General features: G+C 58.2%; 33 protein-coding genes. 24 read left to right on the forward strand and 9 right to left on the reverse strand.

Going from position 1 to position 19,694, the window contains the following annotated elements; all coding sequences use genetic code 11:
• Positions 1 to 74: 74 nt before the first annotated feature.
• From J0G10_RS30135 to J0G10_RS11320, 8 genes are all read right to left on the reverse strand, one after another.
• A complete protein-coding gene (locus J0G10_RS30135) occupies positions 75 to 200 on the reverse strand; it encodes a hypothetical protein (protein ID WP_281062954.1) in 126 nt (41 codons plus the stop codon).
• Complete coding sequence (locus J0G10_RS11290; RefSeq protein WP_220558441.1) at positions 197 to 391, reverse strand: hypothetical protein; 195 nt, start codon at positions 389 to 391, stop codon at positions 197 to 199. The genes J0G10_RS30135 and J0G10_RS11290 overlap by 4 nt, the downstream gene beginning before the upstream one ends.
• The gene (locus tag J0G10_RS11295) at positions 388 to 603 is read right to left on the reverse strand and encodes a hypothetical protein (RefSeq protein WP_220558442.1); all 216 of its coding nucleotides are present in this window, start codon (positions 601 to 603) and stop codon (positions 388 to 390) included. The genes J0G10_RS11290 and J0G10_RS11295 overlap by 4 nt, the downstream gene beginning before the upstream one ends.
• Positions 600 to 1,025, reverse strand: coding sequence for a hypothetical protein (locus J0G10_RS11300; protein ID WP_220558443.1), 426 nt, complete (start codon positions 1,023 to 1,025; stop codon positions 600 to 602). The genes J0G10_RS11295 and J0G10_RS11300 overlap by 4 nt, the downstream gene beginning before the upstream one ends.
• A gap of 24 nt (positions 1,026 to 1,049) precedes the next feature.
• Positions 1,050 to 1,505, reverse strand: coding sequence for a hypothetical protein (locus J0G10_RS11305; RefSeq protein ID WP_220558444.1), 456 nt, complete (start codon positions 1,503 to 1,505; stop codon positions 1,050 to 1,052).
• Positions 1,506 to 1,526: 21 nt separating this feature from the next.
• Positions 1,527 to 1,724, reverse strand: coding sequence for a hypothetical protein (locus J0G10_RS11310; protein WP_245398036.1), 198 nt, complete (start codon positions 1,722 to 1,724; stop codon positions 1,527 to 1,529).
• Between the two features lie 483 nt (positions 1,725 to 2,207).
• Complete coding sequence (locus tag J0G10_RS11315; RefSeq protein ID WP_220558445.1) at positions 2,208 to 2,504, reverse strand: hypothetical protein; 297 nt, start codon at positions 2,502 to 2,504, stop codon at positions 2,208 to 2,210.
• Between the two features lie 61 nt (positions 2,505 to 2,565).
• On the reverse strand, positions 2,566 to 3,108 hold the full coding sequence (locus J0G10_RS11320) for a hypothetical protein (RefSeq protein ID WP_180698942.1): 543 nt from the start codon (positions 3,106 to 3,108) through the stop codon (positions 2,566 to 2,568).
• Between the two features lie 464 nt (positions 3,109 to 3,572).
• Here J0G10_RS11320 and J0G10_RS11325 point away from each other — a divergent pair, with 464 nt between their 5' ends.
• Positions 3,573 to 3,935 (forward strand): hypothetical protein, encoded by a 363-nt coding sequence (locus J0G10_RS11325; RefSeq protein ID WP_220558446.1) that lies wholly within the window; start codon positions 3,573 to 3,575, stop codon positions 3,933 to 3,935.
• Between the two features lie 50 nt (positions 3,936 to 3,985).
• On the opposite strand, the gene J0G10_RS11330 is transcribed toward J0G10_RS11325, so the two are convergent.
• Positions 3,986 to 4,726: a LexA family transcriptional regulator gene (locus tag J0G10_RS11330; protein ID WP_220558848.1), complete on the reverse strand. Its 741-nt coding sequence runs from the start codon at positions 4,724 to 4,726 to the stop codon at positions 3,986 to 3,988.
• 83 nt (positions 4,727 to 4,809) lie between these two features.
• Here J0G10_RS11330 and J0G10_RS11335 point away from each other — a divergent pair, with 83 nt between their 5' ends.
• The 23 genes from J0G10_RS11335 to J0G10_RS11445 all read left to right on the forward strand — a co-directional run bounded on the left by J0G10_RS11335 (position 4,810) and on the right by J0G10_RS11445 (position 19,693).
• On the forward strand, positions 4,810 to 5,049 hold the full coding sequence (locus J0G10_RS11335; RefSeq protein WP_220558447.1) for a helix-turn-helix domain-containing protein: 240 nt from the start codon (positions 4,810 to 4,812) through the stop codon (positions 5,047 to 5,049).
• A gap of 28 nt (positions 5,050 to 5,077) precedes the next feature.
• Entirely contained in the window at positions 5,078 to 5,266 is a 189-nt protein-coding gene (locus tag J0G10_RS11340; RefSeq protein ID WP_220558448.1) for a hypothetical protein, read from the forward strand.
• 327 nt (positions 5,267 to 5,593) lie between these two features.
• Positions 5,594 to 6,406 carry a Rha family transcriptional regulator gene (locus J0G10_RS11345; protein WP_220558449.1) on the forward strand — a complete coding sequence of 271 codons (813 nt, stop codon included), beginning with the start codon at positions 5,594 to 5,596 and terminating at the stop codon, positions 6,404 to 6,406.
• Between the two features lies 1 nt (position 6,407).
• Entirely contained in the window at positions 6,408 to 7,379 is a 972-nt protein-coding gene (locus tag J0G10_RS11350) for an SIR2 family protein (protein ID WP_220558450.1), read from the forward strand.
• Positions 7,366 to 8,163, forward strand: coding sequence for a hypothetical protein (locus J0G10_RS11355; RefSeq protein WP_220558451.1), 798 nt, complete (start codon positions 7,366 to 7,368; stop codon positions 8,161 to 8,163). Before J0G10_RS11350 ends, J0G10_RS11355 begins: the two co-directional genes overlap by 14 nt.
• A complete protein-coding gene (locus J0G10_RS11360; protein ID WP_220558452.1) occupies positions 8,160 to 8,714 on the forward strand; it encodes a hypothetical protein in 555 nt (184 codons plus the stop codon). The genes J0G10_RS11355 and J0G10_RS11360 overlap by 4 nt, the downstream gene beginning before the upstream one ends.
• Positions 8,711 to 9,181 (forward strand): hypothetical protein, encoded by a 471-nt coding sequence (locus tag J0G10_RS11365; RefSeq protein ID WP_220558453.1) that lies wholly within the window; start codon positions 8,711 to 8,713, stop codon positions 9,179 to 9,181. The genes J0G10_RS11360 and J0G10_RS11365 overlap by 4 nt, the downstream gene beginning before the upstream one ends.
• Positions 9,178 to 9,777 carry a recombination protein NinG gene (locus J0G10_RS11370; RefSeq protein WP_220558454.1) on the forward strand — a complete coding sequence of 200 codons (600 nt, stop codon included), beginning with the start codon at positions 9,178 to 9,180 and terminating at the stop codon, positions 9,775 to 9,777. The genes J0G10_RS11365 and J0G10_RS11370 overlap by 4 nt, the downstream gene beginning before the upstream one ends.
• Before the next feature lie 20 nt (positions 9,778 to 9,797).
• Positions 9,798 to 10,343, forward strand: coding sequence for an HNH endonuclease signature motif containing protein (locus J0G10_RS11375; protein ID WP_220558455.1), 546 nt, complete (start codon positions 9,798 to 9,800; stop codon positions 10,341 to 10,343).
• A 73-nt stretch (positions 10,344 to 10,416) separates the two neighbouring features.
• Positions 10,417 to 11,112: a hypothetical protein gene (locus tag J0G10_RS11380; protein WP_220558456.1), complete on the forward strand. Its 696-nt coding sequence runs from the start codon at positions 10,417 to 10,419 to the stop codon at positions 11,110 to 11,112.
• Between the two features lie 173 nt (positions 11,113 to 11,285).
• On the forward strand, positions 11,286 to 11,525 hold the full coding sequence (locus J0G10_RS11385; RefSeq protein ID WP_220558457.1) for a hypothetical protein: 240 nt from the start codon (positions 11,286 to 11,288) through the stop codon (positions 11,523 to 11,525).
• A 454-nt stretch (positions 11,526 to 11,979) separates the two neighbouring features.
• Entirely contained in the window at positions 11,980 to 12,303 is a 324-nt protein-coding gene (locus J0G10_RS11390; protein WP_122597479.1) for a phage holin, lambda family, read from the forward strand.
• Positions 12,300 to 12,686 carry a hypothetical protein gene (locus tag J0G10_RS11395; protein WP_220558458.1) on the forward strand — a complete coding sequence of 129 codons (387 nt, stop codon included), beginning with the start codon at positions 12,300 to 12,302 and terminating at the stop codon, positions 12,684 to 12,686. Before J0G10_RS11390 ends, J0G10_RS11395 begins: the two co-directional genes overlap by 4 nt.
• Positions 12,646 to 12,828: a hypothetical protein gene (locus J0G10_RS11400; RefSeq protein ID WP_245398037.1), complete on the forward strand. Its 183-nt coding sequence runs from the start codon at positions 12,646 to 12,648 to the stop codon at positions 12,826 to 12,828. Before J0G10_RS11395 ends, J0G10_RS11400 begins: the two co-directional genes overlap by 41 nt.
• A 51-nt stretch (positions 12,829 to 12,879) precedes the next feature.
• Positions 12,880 to 13,068 (forward strand): hypothetical protein, encoded by a 189-nt coding sequence (locus J0G10_RS11405; RefSeq protein ID WP_220558459.1) that lies wholly within the window; start codon positions 12,880 to 12,882, stop codon positions 13,066 to 13,068.
• Positions 13,065 to 13,319 carry a hypothetical protein gene (locus tag J0G10_RS11410; RefSeq protein ID WP_220558460.1) on the forward strand — a complete coding sequence of 85 codons (255 nt, stop codon included), beginning with the start codon at positions 13,065 to 13,067 and terminating at the stop codon, positions 13,317 to 13,319. Before J0G10_RS11405 ends, J0G10_RS11410 begins: the two co-directional genes overlap by 4 nt.
• Before the next feature lie 330 nt (positions 13,320 to 13,649).
• Positions 13,650 to 14,273, forward strand: a complete 624-nt coding sequence (locus J0G10_RS11415) for a putative metallopeptidase (RefSeq protein ID WP_220558461.1) — start codon at positions 13,650 to 13,652, stop codon at positions 14,271 to 14,273.
• 32 nt (positions 14,274 to 14,305) lie between these two features.
• Positions 14,306 to 14,767: a DUF2280 domain-containing protein gene (locus tag J0G10_RS11420; RefSeq protein ID WP_220558462.1), complete on the forward strand. Its 462-nt coding sequence runs from the start codon at positions 14,306 to 14,308 to the stop codon at positions 14,765 to 14,767.
• The gene (locus tag J0G10_RS11425; protein WP_220558463.1) at positions 14,754 to 16,055 is read left to right on the forward strand and encodes a terminase large subunit domain-containing protein; all 1,302 of its coding nucleotides are present in this window, start codon (positions 14,754 to 14,756) and stop codon (positions 16,053 to 16,055) included. Before J0G10_RS11420 ends, J0G10_RS11425 begins: the two co-directional genes overlap by 14 nt.
• The gene (locus J0G10_RS11430) at positions 16,052 to 17,470 is read left to right on the forward strand and encodes a DUF4055 domain-containing protein (protein ID WP_220558464.1); all 1,419 of its coding nucleotides are present in this window, start codon (positions 16,052 to 16,054) and stop codon (positions 17,468 to 17,470) included. The genes J0G10_RS11425 and J0G10_RS11430 overlap by 4 nt, the downstream gene beginning before the upstream one ends.
• Positions 17,445 to 18,530 (forward strand): minor capsid protein, encoded by a 1,086-nt coding sequence (locus tag J0G10_RS11435; protein WP_220558465.1) that lies wholly within the window; start codon positions 17,445 to 17,447, stop codon positions 18,528 to 18,530. The genes J0G10_RS11430 and J0G10_RS11435 overlap by 26 nt, the downstream gene beginning before the upstream one ends.
• Before the next feature lie 32 nt (positions 18,531 to 18,562).
• Complete coding sequence (locus J0G10_RS11440; protein ID WP_220558466.1) at positions 18,563 to 18,874, forward strand: hypothetical protein; 312 nt, start codon at positions 18,563 to 18,565, stop codon at positions 18,872 to 18,874.
• A 90-nt stretch (positions 18,875 to 18,964) separates the two neighbouring features.
• A complete protein-coding gene (locus tag J0G10_RS11445) occupies positions 18,965 to 19,693 on the forward strand; it encodes a hypothetical protein (protein WP_220558467.1) in 729 nt (242 codons plus the stop codon).
• The last annotated feature ends 1 nt before the right edge of the window (position 19,694 follow it).

Genomic DNA, 19,694 nt, shown 5'->3' on the forward strand with positions numbered 1-19,694 from the left:
CAGGAAGGTGTAAATCGAGAGAACTCGAAACGATCCGCGCCGAATCAGAATGCGGCGTGCACGCTGAAGGCTGGTCATCGGAACACGTTGTAGGTGGTGGAACGCGGCACCTGGCAAGTGCCCGAGCCGTCGCGAACCACGCCGTAGGCGCCTGCACCGGCGATCAGGATCACAACGAGAAACCAGTAGACAAGGTTCATGGCCGAGCCCTCACAGCGATTCGTCCGCCTTTCATGGTTACCGACAGGCGCTGCGGGAGGCTTTCGACCAGATCCTCGCGCTTACGGCCGATGACTTCGTTGAAGGGCAGGCCGAAGCCGAGAATCGCAATGCGCCGCTCGATGTCGTCGAGCTGCTCATCGACCAGCGTTTTCATGGGAGGGGTTGTCATGCCGAAACTCCTTTCAGATGCGCGTTGCGCTCGACGAACTTGGCGTCCAGCGCATCCCGATAACGATTGGCAGTGCGGGTGTCGATGATCTCGGCGAACTCCGCCATTTCGATCATGCCCATGACGAAGGTGCGATCCGGCACCGGGGTGCAGGACTTGCGCATCTTCGCGATCTCAAGGCCCAGCCGGGCCAGTGCTACCTGATTGCTCATAGCTCGTTGTCCTCGGCCTGGGCGATCAGCGCATCCTCGACAAGGGGGCGAAGTAGGCCCTCCGCGATTTCGCCGAGCTTGCCCAGTGGGTGGTCACTTCGCCCCAGAAGTTCGGCGACTGCTGTCTTGTCTGGCTTGTCATCAGTCGTGACCAGCAGCCAACCCAGCGCAGGGGTGTTGACCTCGCAGCCCGCCAGCCGACCATTCACATGCTCGTCCACTGCAAGGGCGAATTGGGCCACGGTGACGCCCTGAGCTGGTCGCAGCCGGCGCTGGAACTTCACGTCCGTCCGAAACCTGACCAGTTGTTCGGTGGCTTCGTACAGCCACTCAGCCCGAGCCAATTCCTGCGCGCTCTCGCTCACCATCGGAGGCAACTGCGCGTCGTGCATGGCCTGACAAATCTTCAGTGCTGCGTTCATGGTTGCCTCCAGATCGGCGGATGTTTATGCGGCGGCTTTCTGATTCATCAGTTCGGCGTAAGCGGTAAGAGCTTCTTCGCGGGTGTCGCCATACGCGTAATTGTCTGAAGACTGAATATCTTCGAACCCTTCGCCGACCACGCACCATGCGTTGCCGTCCTTCATCACCCGAATAGCCCACCAAGGCTTCTGAAACCCATCAGTGCGGCAGGTGTTGCATGCCCAGGTGCCGCCGTACACAAAACCAGTTTGCTTGCACCGACCGTGCGGGAAGGGATGGATGAAGTAGATCTTTCCCGCACGAACCATCTCGTCCGCTTTATCCCACCCCTGACCACGCTCAAAGCGTGCATAACCATCTGCCGCTGAATTTCGCTCAACACCATGAACGCGCGAATTGAAACCGCCCAGAAAGTTTCCGTTGAGCATGCTTGCGTCGAAAATTTCATGGGCCATACGAATGCGGTTGGTATCGCTCATGGCGACCTCCAGTGTTTGGGGTTAGGCGGACACTTCGACCAGAACAGCCTCACGAAAGCGCGAAGGGCTCCAGTCGCACGACTCATCCGCAGGGATGTGGCCGAACATCGCGGTGCAGCGCTTGCAGTGGACGCAGTCGCCGCAGGTCTTGCCCTCGGGCAGGTTCATCTGATCAGCGTTGTCTGCCGACCGTGGATACGGCGCTCGTTGCTCGGCCATGATTTGCTCCATGTGGTTGATCCAACAAAACTCGCAATGCACTCATCCGCTCCGCTGGTTGCCGTTGGGCGCGGAGGGGAGTGCATTCGGGTGATGTCGGGAAGGGTGGGGCAGATGGCCGGAGCTGAACCCGGCATGACTATTAGCGGCCTTAGTGACACCGGAGTTTCACCGGGGCGAAGGTTTCAGCCGCTTATTCTTGGACTCGCCGTGGCCATCTGGGCGCTTACTCACTCTACCGGCCACGATTCCCGCGATCCCTCAGGTCTTACACTTGCCCGTCAGCCCGGGCATTCATCTGCGTGTTGCGGTGATGCAGGTGGGCGGTTATAGGCCGCAGTTTCGTCCGCATCGGACTGCTCTCAGGCTTCCGGTGGAGGTTCTTGAACAATCTCAAGCCTGCCGTGAAAGGTGGAGAGCAGTCCGATGCGCTCTCATAGAGAGGATCGGGCAGTTAACGACAGGCTGTCGTGGCGCTGGTTGTCACTCCTGCGAGTTGATCCATTCGTAAATGGACTCTTCGCCAATTGCGTTGAGAAGACCGATAGTGTCGATGTCGCTACTCTTGATCCAATCCGCCAGCTCCGCTTCGTCGAGCAGGCTGAGCGTCTTATTAATTCCCATCGCGGTGATCACTTCGCGTTCGTCGAGACCTTTGATTCGGTCCTCGACATCGAGATCTTCGAGCAGCGCTTGCGGCTCGACCTCAACAACTACCCGAATCTTGTCCAGCTTCCACGCTTCGACTGAAGCGCTATCTGCGAGAAACACAACTTCCATAATCTTGCCCTCGGTTGATTTCCCGTCTGGCCCTGTCGCCAAGGCCAGCCAGTGAAATCGCTCAGTACGGTTTTTCGACCTTTCCCTGGTCTTGCAGGCTTTTGATTTTGAAAAGGTCGTTCAGCATGTGGTCCATTTGATTGGCAAGCTGATTGCGCAAGCCGTCTTTCAGGGCGCCGGTTACGTTCGCCACGCTTTGCTGCATTTGCTTGCTGAAGTCTTCGGCGCAGATCTTGGTCATAAGCCACTGAGCCCGGGTGACTGAGTTGTAATCGCTAGATGCTGGCTTGCCATCCCCGGGGTTTACCTTGCCGTTCCAGTAGGCGGTTACCGTTTTCTCCAGTTCCTTGCGTAGCGTGGTAGATGGCCCCTCCTGATCGCCCCACTGATTCACGCGGCGATATTCACGCTCGAACGAGCCATTGATGGTTTCGTCGATCGCCATCTGGATCTGCGAGGTAACGCGCTCATCAAAGATTTTGTCGATGCGCTTTTTCACCTCTTTCGCCACCATCTCGGAGAGATCTTCATCCTCCCGCAGCAACTGATCGGCGACGTTCGACACGATGGATTTCTTCAGTTCAGCTTCATTGATGTTGAGCATTTTGTGACTCCCGTTGATTTCCAATGCCGCCTCATCGAAGCGGCATCAGTAAATCTGTGGTCTTTCTCCGCACCCGCTTACCAGGTCATTCACTCAGTTCGGTCAACACCTCGTCCGCCGTCGCAGTGGGCTGCGCGTGGGCAGGCTTTCGGGCCTGTCGGATCGCCGGTCGCCGGTAGAGGCAAGTGCGGTTTTGTTCATCGGTTTACTGACCTCCCACCGATGGAGCCGGGAGTGACCTAACCGGACTGGCCGGGTAGTCGTTCATGGCGCTGGTTGTTAAAGAGCGGCGGGTCTGTTGAGGCCCTTCGCAGTGGCTGTGTCGCTGCGATGGGTGAAATATGTACCAATGGTTCACATAGGTCAAGTACCAAAAGTACATATTTTTACCGCCGGTACACATTTCGGCGATCCGGGTCAGGCGCGAGGCGCTAAACTGGCGATCAAATAGAGGAGGGTGGGTTGTGAGAAAACGGATTGCAGCAGGGTTGCTGGGACTTTTGACGGTGTATGGCTCAGCCTACGGCGAAACAGAGGCTCTAAAAGCGCCTTACGACGCAGAGGACGCTTCCTATGATGCCCGGCAAGTTTGGCTATCAGGTTGTTCTGATTTCAAAAATGGGCTGAATGAAGGCGACTTCGTAAAGTGGCTGCGCCTTGAGGGGAAGGTGAAGGAAATGCCACAACTCCGGAGGACAGCTGTGGTGAAGCTATACATGGATGGCTGGGATACGGCGCGGGCGATGAAGGGGGTCATAGCGTGCAACACCTTTGCTCAGGCTCGCGCCGATGACTATGCATCCGGCATCGACATCAGGCAGCCGTGAGGCAGGCGTAAAAAAGCCCAGCTGAGGGCTGGGCTTGATGCTGCTGACTCTTAGATCATCCCGCCGCGCCACACTACGCGCCCGATGATGCGAACCTCGTTTATCTCCCCATCCCGGAGAGCCTCATCACCGTATCGCGCCTTGTCTGGGTTATCGCTCCGGATGATCCAGCCTTCGATGTCTGACTTCACCAGGCGCTTTACGATCGTGCCCTTCGTCATGCTTTGCATTGCGAAAATCTGACCGTCCTTCGGTTCGATTTTCGACCCGTCCACCAACATCACATCACCGTCGTTGATCGTCGGCTCCATGCTGTTGCCTTTCGCGTAGATGACGTCGAGATATCGCTGGCTGAGATTGTTTGCGCGCAGCCAGGATGATTTGAACGCCATAACGCCGCGAATCTCGACGTGAGTGTTTTCTTCACCGGTGCCGGTTGAACCTTGGGCGGTAAGCTGGAGAACGCCGGTGTAGCTGGGATCATCCTGCAGTTCGAAGCCGCGGGGAGGGATGCCTGCATCCTCAGCAGTCACTGGGCCCGAGCTTTCGACCATTTCTCCACGCCCGTACTCAAGCCACTCGACGCGAACACCGAGAGCATTTGCCACGGCGAGCATTTTTGCTCCGCCCGGCATCGACTCTCCGTTCAACCATTTGCTGGTGGCTTTCGGCGTGACGCCGGCCATTTTCGCCAGGCGAGCGCCAGCGCCCCACTCAGGAATGTCTTTTGCCGCCAGCGCCTTCTTAAGGCGGGCGATGAACGCAAAGCGTAAATCTTCTATTTGAACCATGGGTACATGGTTGCATGCGCTTGCATGTACTTTCAGTTCCGACATAATATGTACCGCAAGTTCATATTTAACTCGGAGGCCTTATGCGGCCGCTCAAGAAATCGATTGATGACGCTGGTGGTGTTCCGTCCGTAGCCCTGGCTTGCGGCAAGACCCCGCGCGCTATCTACAAGTGGCTGGAAGCCGACGCTCTGCCGCGCACCGAGTACACCGGCGAAACCGAATACGCCAAAAAGATTGCCGATCTGGCTGCCAAAAAAGGCAAGCCATTCGATCCCGCCTGGCTGCTCGTCGAGGCGCACCCAAAGAAATCCGCTGCTTAACCATTTATCCGTAACCAAGGAGCTGCACATGCACTTTGATCCAAGCCACATGCACGACAGGCCAACGAAGGTTCGTCTCGACGAAGCTGCTGACGACCTACTCACCGCGATGGCTCGTTTCCAGCGCACACAGAAAGCTGTCCTTGCTCGAGAAATTCTTGAGCGCGGCCTGAACCAGATGATGGAAGAGCTTAACGCAAAGACCGATGTGGCCTGAAGTCGCCGAGGAGGCCCCGTGCCTGAAACAAAAGAGCTGGAAATCCAGCTGGATGGGAAGGGTGTAAACGATCTGGCCTTGCTGGCCGAGTCGGAAGGCATCACGCCCCAGCAGCTGGCAGCGCGAATCATCAATACGGCTCTCGACCGAATGACCAGGACGTCTCCGAGTAGGAGCAATGTCAGGTCGCTAGGACGCAAGGGCTAATTAGCCCCCAAGGGACTATTGAGGATCCGCAATGAGAGACCCCAAATCGCAGGCACAAAAAAGCCGGGGTGCGATCCCGGCTTTTTCAACTGCGTTTTCTACAACGTTCTGGAGCTGATTATGCACAGTTCACCCAATACCATCAATACCCCCAAGAGTGTCGCGACACTTTTTTCAAATTCTGGAAACGTGTCGCGCAGCACGATGTCTTCTCGCGAAATCGCGAATGTCACCGGCAAGCGCCACGACAACGTAAAGCGCACCATTGAGGACTTGGCCGCTAGCGGGTTGGTCCATCCTCAATCTGAGGATGAATGGTCCAGGGACAAACTTGGTCGCGCGCGCGCCACCCGTATCTACAACATCTGCGAGCGTGACAGCTACGTAATCGTCGCTCAGCTCTCGCCGGAGTTCACATCGAAGCTTGTGGATCGCTGGCAAGAGCTCGAGCGTGTTGTCGCAGCACAAGCCGCTCTTCCCGCCAACAACTCAAAGATTGTCGGCGAGCTCGCCATTCTGGAGTGCTTCGATCGCCTCCTGAAACCGGCACCGTCAAGCAAGATGATGATGCTGGCAAAGATCGCTGCCAACAACGGACTTGATGCCAAGTTCCTGCCCGGGTATGCCGTCGATGCTGCGCCTGATGCAGCTGGCGGATCTTCGATGCCGACGAAGTCAGCTACAGCGCTGCTGAAGGACGGCGGCATCCGCTGCGCGCCGGCTGCTTTCAATCGTGCGCTGGCTGACCAAGGATTCCTCAAGCAGCTCCAGCGCAAGAACTCCAAACACGAGATGGTCGACTTCTGGTCCGTGACTGATAAGGGCCTCAAGTACGGCAAGAACCTCACCAGCCCCCAATCCCCACGCGAGACGCAGCCTCACTGGTACGTCGATCGCTTCCTCGAACTGGCCAAACTGGTCGGGAAGGCCTGATATGCAATTCACCGTCACGATCAATCAGGTGAAGGCGTTGGAGTGGGGGCTGAACTCTCAGCAGGCCCTGCTGTTCGCCTTCGTCTACGGCTGCCCGAGCTGGACCAAGCCAATCAAGACTGACGACGGGATCTTCTTCGCGCTGAGCAAGGCCAAGATCATCGAGGAGCTGCCGCTGCTCACTGATAAGCCAGACACTGCCTACCGCATGCTGAAGGCTCTGGAAGAAGCCGGTTTGATTGAGCTTTCCAGCACTTCGAACATCACTCTGTTCCGCCTGACCGAGAAGGCAATCGAGTGGAACCAGAAGCTCGACGGGTCGGAAAAATATCCGACCCCACCAAAGAACGAGGGTCGGAAAAAAATCCGATCAACCTCGGAAAAAAATCCGAGCAAGGTCGGAGAAAAATCCGAACAAGGGTCGGAAAAATCTCCGACAAATCAGGATACCAATCATCAGGGTACCAATCAGGATACCAGTCAGGACTTGCAAGGCAGCCCGGACAAGCCGGCCCGCAATCTGGTTCTGGTGGTTGATCGCACCGATGCGCCACGGGTTGAGATTCCCGCTGACATGCCAGGCCCGAAAGACCAGTCCTGCAAAACCTTCAAGGTCTGGGCGAACTACGCCATGGCCTACCGCAAGCGCTACAGCACTTGGCCGGTGTGGAACGCCAAGGTCGGTGGCCAGCTCGGCCAACTGGTCGACCGCCTCGGCGCCGATGTTGCCCACCACGTCGCTGCGCACTACCTGAAAACCAGCGATGCCGCCGTCCTACGCAAGTGCCACAGCCTCAACGAACTATTGGCCAACGCCGAGAGCTACCACACCCAGTGGGTGACTGGTCAGCGCATCAACGGGACGACCGCTCGCCAGATGGAGCGTACCGAGGCGAACGTCTCCGCCGCCGAGCAGGCCGCGCAAATGGTCTTGGCCAAGCGCCAAGCGGGAGAGCGCAATGAGTACCTTTGAAATGAACGACCAGCAGGTTGCCGGGCTCGCTGCAGCGATCTGCGCCACCGCCGAGGCCATGGGTCAGGAAATGAACCCAGGTACCGCGGCGATCATGGCTGAAGATCTCTGTGCTTACCCGGTTCAGTTGGTGAAGGCCGCTTTGAAGGCTTGCCGCTTCGAAGTGAAAGGCAAGTTGGCAATGGCTGACATTCTCCAGCGAGTTCAGGTTGCAGATGGTCGCCCGGGCAAGGACGAAGCATGGGCAATCGCCATGACGACGAACGACGAGTTCGAAACCGTGGTTCTGACCGACGAAATCCAGCTCGCCTTGGCTGCGGCAAAGCCTGTCCTCGACGCCGGCGACAAGGTCGGTGCGCGCATGGCGTTCAACAGCGCTTACGAGCGCTTGGTGGGGCAGGCTCGGGAGGACAACAAAAATGTCAATTGGCACGTGTCGGTCGGATTCGACGCTAACCGCCGCACCCAGGCGATCACCAAGGCGGTGCAGATGCAACGGATCCCAAATGAACGCGGGCAGCTGTACTTGGCCGACTTGAGTGTCGCGCCGGTTACCGAAGACGGCCGTGCCGTCGTTGCGCTGCTGACCGGTGATGCAGCGCGGCCTTCGCCAAAACTGCGCGAGAAGCTCGCCGCGGTGAAGGATTCGATGCTCGCCATGCGCCAAGCATCGGCAGAGGAAAAAACAGAACTGCGAATTCTGGCGGCCAATGAGCTGGCGGATCGCCGTGCGCTGCTTATCCAGCAGGCCGAACAATTGGAAGCAAGGAGTGAGGCTCGATGACCATCGACAAAACAAAACTCCAGAAGCTGCTGTGGGCCGAGGCGGCGTCGTACCGCACCGATTGTGCAGACTGGAAGCGCAATACCGAGGCGTTGCAGGAATTCCTCGGGGAGAAGACCGTGGAGGAGGTGGCGTTGGAGTTGCTGGCCGAGAACGAGCGCTTGCAGTCTGCTGCGAGAACATTGGGCCACCTCCGCTATACGGATAATGGTGCAGAGCTTTGGAAGCCGCCGCTTGGCGAGAAGCCCGATTTCAGTCTTATCGACCAACTCAAGACCGAGAACGAGGCGCTGCGCGAAGAAGTCGCGCTGGACGACAAGATCATTGCTGACCGTGATCGCTTTCTGAACATGTTCGAGTGCCCTGAGCACGGGCAGTGCATCCCGTATGCAATGGAGCAGGTCGAGGCGCTGCGCAAGGATGCTGAGCGCCTGCGGAACGCTGCCGATTTCGTGCAGAAGCTGTGTGATTCCGCAGGAAAGCAGCCAAGTGTGGCGACAGGGTATTTGCACGACATCCTGTCAACCATGGGCAAGGATGGGCGGTCATGACCGACAAGATCAGCGTCAACTGCCAAGCCAAGCTTTCCGAGGCCATAACCAAACTCAGCGCCATGTTTCGCGACAAGAGGTTCGTCGTGGTGTCGCTGCGCCCGGGTAAGGACCGCACGCTCGACCAAAACCGGCTGTGGTTCGCGATGTACAAGCGCATCGCCGAGATGACCCAGATCGGCGATGAGGCAGACGCCCGCCGGTACTGCAAGCTGCACGTAGGCGTGCAGATCCTGCTGAACGAGGATGCCGGGTTTCAGGCTGAGTGGTACCGCGTCATGCGTCACCTCCCGTACGAGACGAAGCTGGCAATGATGGGCGGCTGCCATCTGTTCGGCCCGGACGGTTTCCCAGTGACCAGCCTGTTCAACCGCGCCCAGGGCGTGGCGTACACCGACCGCATCGTCGCGCGGTTCGCTCCGCAGGGCGTGTACTTCGATGACCTGCTGAGCCAGGAGGCTGCATGACGATTGAACGGAAGCAGCCCAGGCCGAAGAAATGCCGTGTCGCTACATGCAGGGCCTCATTCGTCCCATCGCGGATGGGGCAGGCAGTTTGCAGCCCGGCGTGCGCATTGATCGATGCGCCGAAGAATCAGGACAAAGCCCGCAAGGCCATTGCCCAGCGCGACCGCCGCGAGATTCAGGTACGCAAGGAGAAGCTGAAGAGCAGGGCGGATCACGCCAAGGAGGCCCAGACGGTCATCAATCGCTACGTGCGGTTGCGGGACGCTCATCTGGGCTGCATCAGCTGCGACAAGCCGGCGAGTTGGGGCGGCCAATGGCATTGCTCGCACTTTCGCAGCGTGGGCGCCGCCGCGCATCTCCGCTTCAACCTCTGGAACATGAACAAGTCCTGCTCCCAGTGCAATGCGCATCTGAGCGGAAACATCATGGTTTACCGACCTCGCTTGGTCGAGAAGATCGGCGCGGACAAGGTGGAATGGCTGGAGCGCAACCAGAGCTTGGTTCGTCATGAGATCGACTACCTCAAAAGGCTCAAGTCCATCTTTACCAAAAAATGCAAAAGGCTGGAGGCGCGAACCCAATGCAATGCAGCGTAGAGAATTGCGGCCGTGGCGCCATGTACAAGGCCGTCCAGCTTTGCCAGATGCACTACTTCCGCCTAATGCGGAACGGCACTACAGAAAAACTTCCAACAAGCCGCCAGCAAAGGGTAATCACGCCAAACGGCTATGTCCGAGTGTACGAGCCTGGTCATCCACTTGCGGACAAAGGTGGTTACGTCTTCGAACATCGCCATGTCATGTGGGCCGATGTCGGTCCGGGCGGCCGTGATTGCGAACTGTGCGGGAAGCATGAGACCTGGCTCACCTGTCACGTCGACCACATAGACGAAAACCGGCAGAACAATGCCCGCGCCAATCTCCGAATTCTTTGTCGTGGATGCAATGTAAAGCGAGGCGTCACTCCTGAAAGTCATGCACTTCGTAGCGGGCTCGACCTGGTGGAGTTTGAGGGAAAAAGACTTACCGCAGAGCAGTGGGCTCGGGATCCCAGAGTCTTGGTCAGCGGCAGAACGATAAGGGCTAGAAAGGCGGCAGGAAAGTCGGATTTCGATGCGCTGTTCGCGGCCAAGATTACCCACAACGGGAGGCGCCGAGCATGACCACCGTCGAAGAAATCAAAACCATCAAGGCCGAATACCGAGCCAAGACCCGCGAACTGAAGAGGGCTGCAGCATGATCTATCCAAGTGTTCTGAACGCAGTTGTCTCGGCCCTCGCGGCTGAGGCGATCGACAACACCAGCAAGCAGGCGTGGCAGAAGCTGTACAACCCTGCCGATGAGGACGAGGGCGGCGATCTGGCGACACTGGTTCGCTCGCGCGGCGCCGACGGAATGGATCGCCGGGAAGTGGACTGCTGGGTTTCCGCCCGTCTGCACACCGCGCTCGAGCAGAAGCACTGGGATGCGCTGATGGCGAAGTACAGCACGCATAAAGCACGCAAGGTTCAAGCTATTGCGGCGCTGCAAACCCTGATCAACACGCCGGCGCCGAAGCTGTTCCTGTTCAAGGCGACCACTGCCTGGGCTATCCCGCAGCTGAAAGGTGCGCGGCCCAAGGTGGCGACCTCCGTGTCCGTCGAGATCCCGATCGATGCGCCAGAGTGGCGCCGTGAGGCTGTGGTGAAGGCTGCGCTGGCTGCCGGTCAAGCGAAGGTGAAGCGTGACAGCTCCCGATCCGCCGACATGATCGTGCTCAAGGACAGCTTCTACGACATGAACACCTGGGACAACGACGGCACTCCGGAGTCGACTCGCCGCCGGTGGCGTCAGGATATCGGCAAAGCTGCCGACGACCTGGTCAATGAGGCTCTGGCACACGCCGCCGACATTCTCGGAGGGGAAGGTTTGCTGATCGAACAAGCTGCGTGATTGCCTGTTGACATCAGTGAGCGAATGAGCGAAATTAATCCCATCCTGTCATTCCTGCGCGTATCGAGGAGTGACAAACGAAACCCGGCCACCGCGCCGGGTTTTTTATTGCCCAAATGCAGGCGAAAGACCGGAAAGACCCTCCTGCTCAATCGACGTTCGAGGATCTACCGATGACCCGCATCACCCGCTGCAAAATGACTCTTCGCTCCAAAGGGCCTGTTCAGGGCTCGACGGAATCACTGACCCGTCTGCACTTTGGTGCTGTGTGGTCGGCCAATCCAGCGGAAGAAGACGCGATCTATGGCAAGTACACGCCATACGGTGAATACACCGTGAATGTGGCCGCCGACCGCGCCGAGCATTTCGAAGAAGGGAAGGATTACTACTTCGATATTTCGCCAGCGTTTTAAAATCACCGCAGCCAGAGCGGCCTTCGGGAGGTCTGGACACTGATAAGCCGGCAAGTACAGTGCTACGGATAAACACCGGCAGCCCGCGCACCCTGACCTCACAATGCTGCAGGGTGGCGCGAGACTGGAACAGCGAGATCGATGCAATGGGGCGTCGACGCTGTGATAGCCTTCGGCGGACAGGAGGGGAAAGACCCTCGCATTATGCGGATGAATGCGCAGGCTGATGCGTAAAGGTAACGGGCCTTGGCCCTGTGGTAATCGGAACCACACTGTACGGTCGTGCAACTCGACCACCCCGAAAGCAGGAGATCAGCGCCTGCCATCCGCACCTATTCAGGGCCTCTGCATTTGCAGGGGCTTTTTCGTTTTCGGCTCCCCACACCCATTGCTCCGAGCTGGGAGTGCAGCGGACGCCGGATTTATCAATCTCCCCATGGGGGAGGCAACTCGGATGCCTACCATGCCTGATAAGCCAGACACCTGGGCCAAGATCTGGCTGGCGTTGAGCAATCCGCTCTGGCAGGGCGCAATCATGGCCATCACCGTATCGTTGCTTCGCGTGATGTACGACGCGAAGGAAACCAGTAAGCGTCGGATCCTTTTCGAATCGCTGATCTGTGGATCGCTGAGCCTCGTTGCGTCCAGCGTGATCGAGTGGATGACCTGGCCGCCCAGTCTGTCGGTTGCTGCTGGAGGGACTATTGGGTTCCTCGGCGTGACAGCCATTCGCGAACTGGTGACCCGATTCCTCGGTCGCAAGGCGGATGCCGCATGAAGGCCTTTGCTGCAGCAATCATCATCGCCCTGGTCGGCCTGCTCCTCATAGGGATCCAGCAGTCGCGCGTCGTCGCCCTTCGCGGGGAGGTGGCATTCGAAGCCAGCGAGAAGAAGAAGGCGGTCGACGCCAACCTCGAAAGCCAAGCCACGATCACCACCCTGCGCGCCGAAGCCCAGCGCAACGCCGATTACCAGAAAGACCTGAACAAGCGGTTACAGGCCAGCCAGGCAAAAGCCAGAAAGGCGGAGAAGAACTTTGAAGAACTCAAACGCAACAGCAAGCCTGTTCGTGATTGGGCTGCTCAGCCTCTGCCTGACGGCCTGCGCGGGAAAGCCACCGGTGGTAACAAAGACAGCAGCAGTAAGAGTCGAGCCCCCTGAGCTGGTGCCCTGTGAGCGGCTAGCTGATGAAGACCTCGCCGACAACGGCCAGTTGTGGGAGCTGAAGAATCAAGCCATCAACCTGCTCGACACCTGTGCAGACCAGGTGGACGCGCAGATCAAGCGCAGTCAGAGCAAGTAAGTCGCGACACGTTTCGCAAATAAGCAAATTGTGTCGCGACACGGAGTGAGCATGACAGCACAAATACATGACATCGCTGAACAATGCCCACACCTGACGGTAGCGGCTGGTGACGGTGTCCACGTACTGCCGTGTGACCTGGTGCGCTCAGTGATTGCCGGCGACAACCCATCAGCCATCCTGACCGAGCCGGTTCTGCGCCGGATCATCGAAGAGTGGTTCCAGAAGGTGATGGCATGACCGCGAAGCTCGTTGAGTTAAAGCGTGAGGGCTGGCGCGATGCAGCCAAGACTCTGCGCAAGATCGCTGACGACCTCGATGCTGGTGTGCATCCGGAATGCACCGTAGGCGCGCTTACCCTAATTGGGCCGAAAGGCGAAGTGACGGTGTTCGGGCTTGGCCCCAAGTGCGACGACCTGCAGTGCTTGGGCGCCATGCGGCTGGGCGAACAGAAGCTGATTGATGTGCTGCTGGACGGCGGTGAAGGGTAGGTGTGCCGCGGTTGGGTGCGGCACTGGTGATGTTGTTACAAGCCATTTGGCTGTTGGGAATACCAGTACGCGAAAAAGCCTATTTGGATTGCCACTGAAGATATGATCCAGCGAAAACTCCTCGCATACCACACTGCAAAGTAATGTAAAGCGGGAGGTCCGGCCAGAAAAGCGATCATGTAGATGATTGTTTCGGTGATTGAGGGCATTTGATGACTCACGGTTGTTTAGTTGGCCCTACCCATTATTCACACGGGGATTTCTAGCGCCACTCAACGTGGGTGCACTTTCTTAACTCCTCCTAAGCACATCCGGATTGGAGTCATTTCGATGGATAGACCGCATCCGCCTGCATCACTGCTTGAGCTGTCCGATCTTTCCGACTTCGGTATCCGCCTGATCCCTGCTCCTGGAGTGTGGGAGTGGCTCCAAGCCGAGATCCTTGCCGACACCGGCAGCATCCACAACGAAGACCATGCCCATCTGATCGATGCGGACATTCGTGTGATGTGGGCATCTGCCGCCTTCACGAAGAAGGGGCGCACGGTGGTGGGCCAAGCCGAGCAGGTAGCTTTCCGCGCGGGCGGCTGGCAGAAGGCCCGAATGGAACAGCAGATGCTGGATTGGTTCGGCGATGTGCCGGCCTACATCATCACCCTGGCTGCCGACTACTGCACCGACTGTTCCGATGCTGACTTCTGCGCACTGGTCGAACACGAGCTGTATCACATAGCCCAAGCGACCGATAAGTACGGGCAGCCAGCCTTCACTCAAGAAGGTCTACCCAAGCTTGAGATGCGCGGACACGACGTTGAAGAGTTCGTCGGTGTTGTGCGTCGGTATGGGGCGAGCCCTCAAGTGCAAGAACTGGTGGACGCTGCAAACAATCCTGCCGAGGTAGGGAAATTGAACATATCGAAGGCCTGCGGAACCTGTCTGCTCAAGTCGGCCTGATCCTTGACAGGACCTTGACGGAATAAACCCATATGGCAGCCCTGAAAGATGAGGTGAAGCGCTTCATTGTGCAGGCGTTGGCCTGCTTTGATACGCCGACTCAGGTAGTGCAGGCGGTCAAGGAAACATTCGGCGTCGAAGTGTCACGCCAGCAGTGCGAACAGTACGACCCAACGAAACACGCTGGCCGTGACCTTGGCGTGAAGTGGAAAGCGGTGTTTGAAGATACCCGCAAGCGCTTTCGCGAAGAAACCGCCGAGATCCCGATCGCCAACCGAGCATTCCGCCTTCGTGCGATGAACCGGTTTGTGGAGAAGGCCGAGTCGCTGAAGAACATTGGCCTGGCCATGCAGATCCTTGAGCAGGCCGCGAAGGAAGTCGGCGACGTCTACGTCAATCGCCACCGGAAGGATGAGCCTGACGACGAACCGGCAATCCCGACGCGCATTCAGGTCGACGTAGTGGATGCGAGGAAGCCGAATGCCGAGCCTTAACGTTCCGCAGTCGCAGTTCCTCCTGTTGCCTCACAAGTTTCGCGCATTCGTTGCTGGTTTCGGCTCCGGGAAGACCTGGGTCGGATGCTCGGCGCTCAGCAAGCATTTCATGGAGTGGCCCGGCGTCAACGCTGGTTACTTCGCACCGACTTACCCGCAGATTCGAGACATCTTCTATCCAACGATGGAGGAGGTGGCCTGCGACTGGGGGCTGAAGACCAAGATCAACCAGGCGAACCATGAAGTTCACATCTACAGCGGCCGGCAGTATCGCGGCACTGTGATTTGTCGCTCGATGGAGAAGCCGCAGACCATCGTGGGCTTCAAGATTGGTCACGCTCTGGTCGATGAGCTGGATGTGCTGACGTCGATCAAGGCGCAGCAAGCCTGGCGCAAGATTATTGCTCGGATGCGGTACAACATCCCCGGGCTGAAAAACGGCGTGGACGTGACCACAACGCCGGAAGGCTTCAAGTTCGTATTTCTCCAGTTCGTGAAGCAGTTGCGCGACAAGCCGGCGCTGAAGGAAATGTATGGGCTGATCCAGGCCAGCACCTTCGACAACGAGCTGAACCTTCCGGACGACTACATCGCTTCGTTGATGGAGTCATACCCCGAGCAGCTGATCCGCGCGTACCTGAACGGACAGTTCGTCAACCTGACGTCCGGATCGATCTACCACGCTTACGACCGCAAGCTGAACCAGTGCTTCGACACTGTGCAGGCTGGCGAGCCGCTGTTCATCGGCATGGACTTCAACGTCGGCAAAATGGCCGCGATCACCCACGTCAAACGTGACCAAGGCCTACCGCGAGCCGTGGACGAGTTGATGGATGGCTACGACACGCCGGACATGATTCGTCGCATCAAGGAGCGGTACTGGGAACACACCGGCAACGACTACAAGAAGACCTGCGAGATCCGGATCTACCCGGACGCCTCCGGTGATTCGCGTAAGTCGGTCAATGCGAGCCTCACCGATATCGCCATGCTCAAGCAGGCAGGCTTCACGGTCATCGCGCCGGCGGCCAACCCACCGGTGAAGGACCGAATCAACGCCATGAACGCCATGTTCTGCAACGCGCAGGGCGAGCGCCGCTATCTGGTCAACCCGTTTACGTGTCCGACCTACGCCGACGGCTTAGAACAGCAAATCTGGGCACCCAACGGCGAGCCGGACAAGAGCCAAGGAAACGACCACGCCAACGACGGCGGCGGTTACTTCATTCACCGCGAGTACCCGATCATCAAACCGGTCACCGCTATCAAAATGGGATACGCCCGATGAGCAACGACGTCTCCTTCAAGCGGGCGGACTACATCGAAGTGCTGGATCGCTGGGCAACCGTGCGCGATGTTTGCGCGGGACAGCACAGGGTTGTCGACCGACTGCCGTACATAAACGCTCACGACAAATCTCAAGAGAACGTAGACCGAAACAAGACCTATCGCGAACGGGCGGTGTTCAAGAACGCTACCGGTCACACGCGCAATGGGCTACTCGGCTTGGCCTTCCATAAAGACCCGACGCTGTCGGTCGCCAAGAAGCTGGAGTACCTGCAGGACAATGCCAACGGCTCCGGTGTGAGCATCTATCAGCATTCGCAAGGCACGCTGGAAAAGGTGCTTGAGGCTGGACGGCATGGTCTGTACGTCGACTATCACCAAGACGCCGGCACCGGTGGCCACTCCGTGATCCTGTCCTACTGCGCCGAAGACATCATCAACTGGCGCACGGGCATGGTGAACGGTCACAGCGTGCTGACCCTGGTGGTGCTGCGCGAATCGCCGGAAATCGAAGACGGTTTCGGTTTCAAGGTGGTCGAGCAATATCGGGAGCTAGCGTTAGAGGGCGACGGCTTCGTCTGCCGCGTTTGGCGCCGGTCCGGGCCGAAAGGTGGCGGGCCGCTGGCCGTTGTTCAGGAATTCAAACCCACCGGCGCCGCCGGACGCCTGAAGGAGATCCCGTTCACCTTCGTCGGCGCGCAGAACAACGATCCGAGCATTGACGAGTCGCCGCTCTACGACATCGCCATGATCAACCTAGGCCATTACCGGAACAGCGCCGACTACGAAGATAGCGTCTTCTGGTGTGGCCAGGCTCAGCCATGGATTTCCGGTCTGGATGAACAGTGGCGCGACTGGATGGAGAAGAGCGGCGTCTACGTTGGTTCCCGCGCACCGATGATGCTGCCTGCCGGCGGACAGTTCGGCTATGCCCAGCCACTGCCGAACACGCTGGTGAAGGAGGCCATGGCGGACAAGAACCAGATGATGATCGAACTCGGTGCCCGGATGGTCGTGGCTTCTCTCTCGTCCAAGACGGCGACCGAAGCACGCGGCGATCAGTCCGCATCAACGTCAGTGCTCGCCGGCTGCGTGGCCAACGTCAGCGAGGCCTATACCCGGGCGATCATGTGGTGCTGCATCTACATGGGCGTCGACGACGCGAAGGTCGCTTACCAGATCAACCAGGAGTTCGTGGAACTGACGGCAGATCCGCAAATGATCACCGTACTGGTGGGCCTCTGGCAGAACGGTGGATTCGCCAAAGCGGATTTGCGTGCCTACCTTCGCAAACTTGGCCTGATCGCGCCCGAGCGCACAGACCAGCAAATCGACGGTGAGCTGGCAGAGCAGGGCGACGGCTTGGGTCTGGATGACGAGGACAAAGTAGATGGCGGCAAACCAAGCAATCCTTGACGCCACGATTCGGCACGCGGTCTTCCTCGAAAAGCTGAAGGCAGGGGAGGTCGGCAAGTTCGCCCCCTTCCTGAAAGAGATCGACCGCTCGATCCGCGACCGGCTCACCCAATCGGATCTGACCGAGTACAACGTGAAGCGGCTGGAGGCGCTGCTGAAAGAGGTTGATAGCTTGCTGCTGGGCATTTTCGACCGCTACAGCACGCAACTGAACCTCGATCTGATCGACATCGCCAACTACGAGGCTGAATTTGAGGCGTCGAGCCTGGCCCGTTCAGCGCCGGTTGGTGTTTCGCTGGATGTGGTCGCACCGACGGCAGCGGCTATCCGCACGGCGGTGCTGACCAATCCCCTCAGTGTGAGCGGCACCGGCGGCGGTAAGCTGTTGAAGTCGTTCATCAAGGGCTGGACCAGTGCCGAGCGCGAGCGCGTCACCGGCACGATCCGGCAGGGCTTCTTCGAAGGGCAAACGAACTTCCAGATCATCCGCAACATCCGCGGTACAAAATCGGCCGGCCACAAGGACGGTATTCTTGCCACCACCAACCGTAATGCCAGCACGGTGGTGCATACCGCGATGCAGCATGTGTCGTCCCAGGCGCGCATGGAGGTGGCCAAGGCCAACACGGACATCGTTTCCGAGGTCGAGATGGTCGCCACGCTGGACAGCAAGACCAGCCAGCAGTGTCGATCGATGGATAAGCGACGGTTTCCGGTTGAGTCCGGGCCGCGCCCACCGTTTCACCCGAATTGCCGCACTACGTTCATCTTGCTGACCAAGCTCAGCGAGATATTCGCCAGGGGCGCTACCCGGGCTTCGGTAGGCGCAGATGGAGCCGGGCAGGTAAGTGCGAGCCTCGATTATTACCACTGGCTTCAGCAGCAGCCGGCATCGTTTCAGGACGTCGCGATCGGCCCTGTTCGGGCCAAGCTGTTCCGGGAGGGTGGATTGACCGTTGAGCGGTTCGGCGAGCTGCAACTTGATCGCAATTTTTCACCTCTGACCCTCGCACAAATGCGAGCGCTTGAGCCGCTGGCTTTTGAAAAAGCCAAGCTGTAGATTGCCCGGCTCATCAGTCCGGAGCGCCTAACATGGTTGAAAATCTGAATATTTTCGAAAGAGCAGAATTGGCTGCGATCTTTAGGTGCGTCATGGCCAATCCGAATGATTCAGCTCTATGCAAGGCTAAACACGAAGAGCTTAAGGTTTTGACCGATAGGGCAGTACGCGAAGGTCGGCTTGAAAAGAACATATACAACGCGATGTTGACGGCGTTCATTCACAACACTTGGATGTTTAGCAAAGGCAAGGAGCTGAAAAGCATAGAAGTGGCTGAGCCGCGTTATCCGTATGGCCCGGACGAAGTGAAGATTTGGCAGTTGGAGGATGACCTCGGGCTCTAGTAATACCTTACACATTATTTTTAGAAACCCGCTTCGGCGGGTTTTTTTATGCCTGTAAAGCGGGCAAACAAAACCAAGGGGTGCATCAACATGGCAGAAGAAAACGAAATCGACCTGGAAAACCCGGCAATCAAGGCCGCTATCGCGACTGCCGTTGAAGCATCCGTTTCCGGTTTGAAGACCAAGAACTCGGAACTGCTGGGCAAGCTGAAGGAAACCTCCGGCAAGCTGACCCAGTTCGAAACCCAGTTTGAAGGCATCGACATTGACGCCGTAAAAGGCCTACTCAGCCGGGCCGGACAAGACGAAGAAACCAAGCTGCTGACTGAGGGCAAGGTGGATGAGGTCTTCAATCGCCGCACTGAACGCCTACGAGCCGACAACGACAAGCAGTTGAAGGCCGTCACCGCGCGGGCCGAAAAGGCCGAAGCATTCGCCGCCAAGTTCCAGGGCAAAGTCCTGGGCGATTCGGTTCGCGGTGCAGCGCTTAAAGCCGGCGCACTCCCGGAAGCAACCGACGACATCATCCTGCGCGCCAAAGGCGTGTTCTCGCTGAGCGAAGAGGGTGAAGCGGTCGCCGTTGATGAATCCGGTCAGGTCATCCTCGGTAAAGACGGCAAGACCCCTCTTACCCCGCTCGAATGGGCGGAATCTCTGCGCGAAAGCGCACCTCATCTGTGGCCAAGGGCCTCAGGTACACAAGCCCCGGGCGGGGGTGGCGGCCAGGCTGCATTCAAGCGCTCCGAAATGACTGCCGAGCAAAAGCGCGACTACCAGCGCAAACACGGCCAAACCGCATACCTGCAATTGCCCAAATAAG

It is taken from the genome of Pseudomonas germanica, assembly GCF_019614655.1.
GTDB classification, from domain to species: Bacteria; Pseudomonadota; Gammaproteobacteria; order Pseudomonadales; family Pseudomonadaceae; genus Aquipseudomonas; species Aquipseudomonas neuropathica.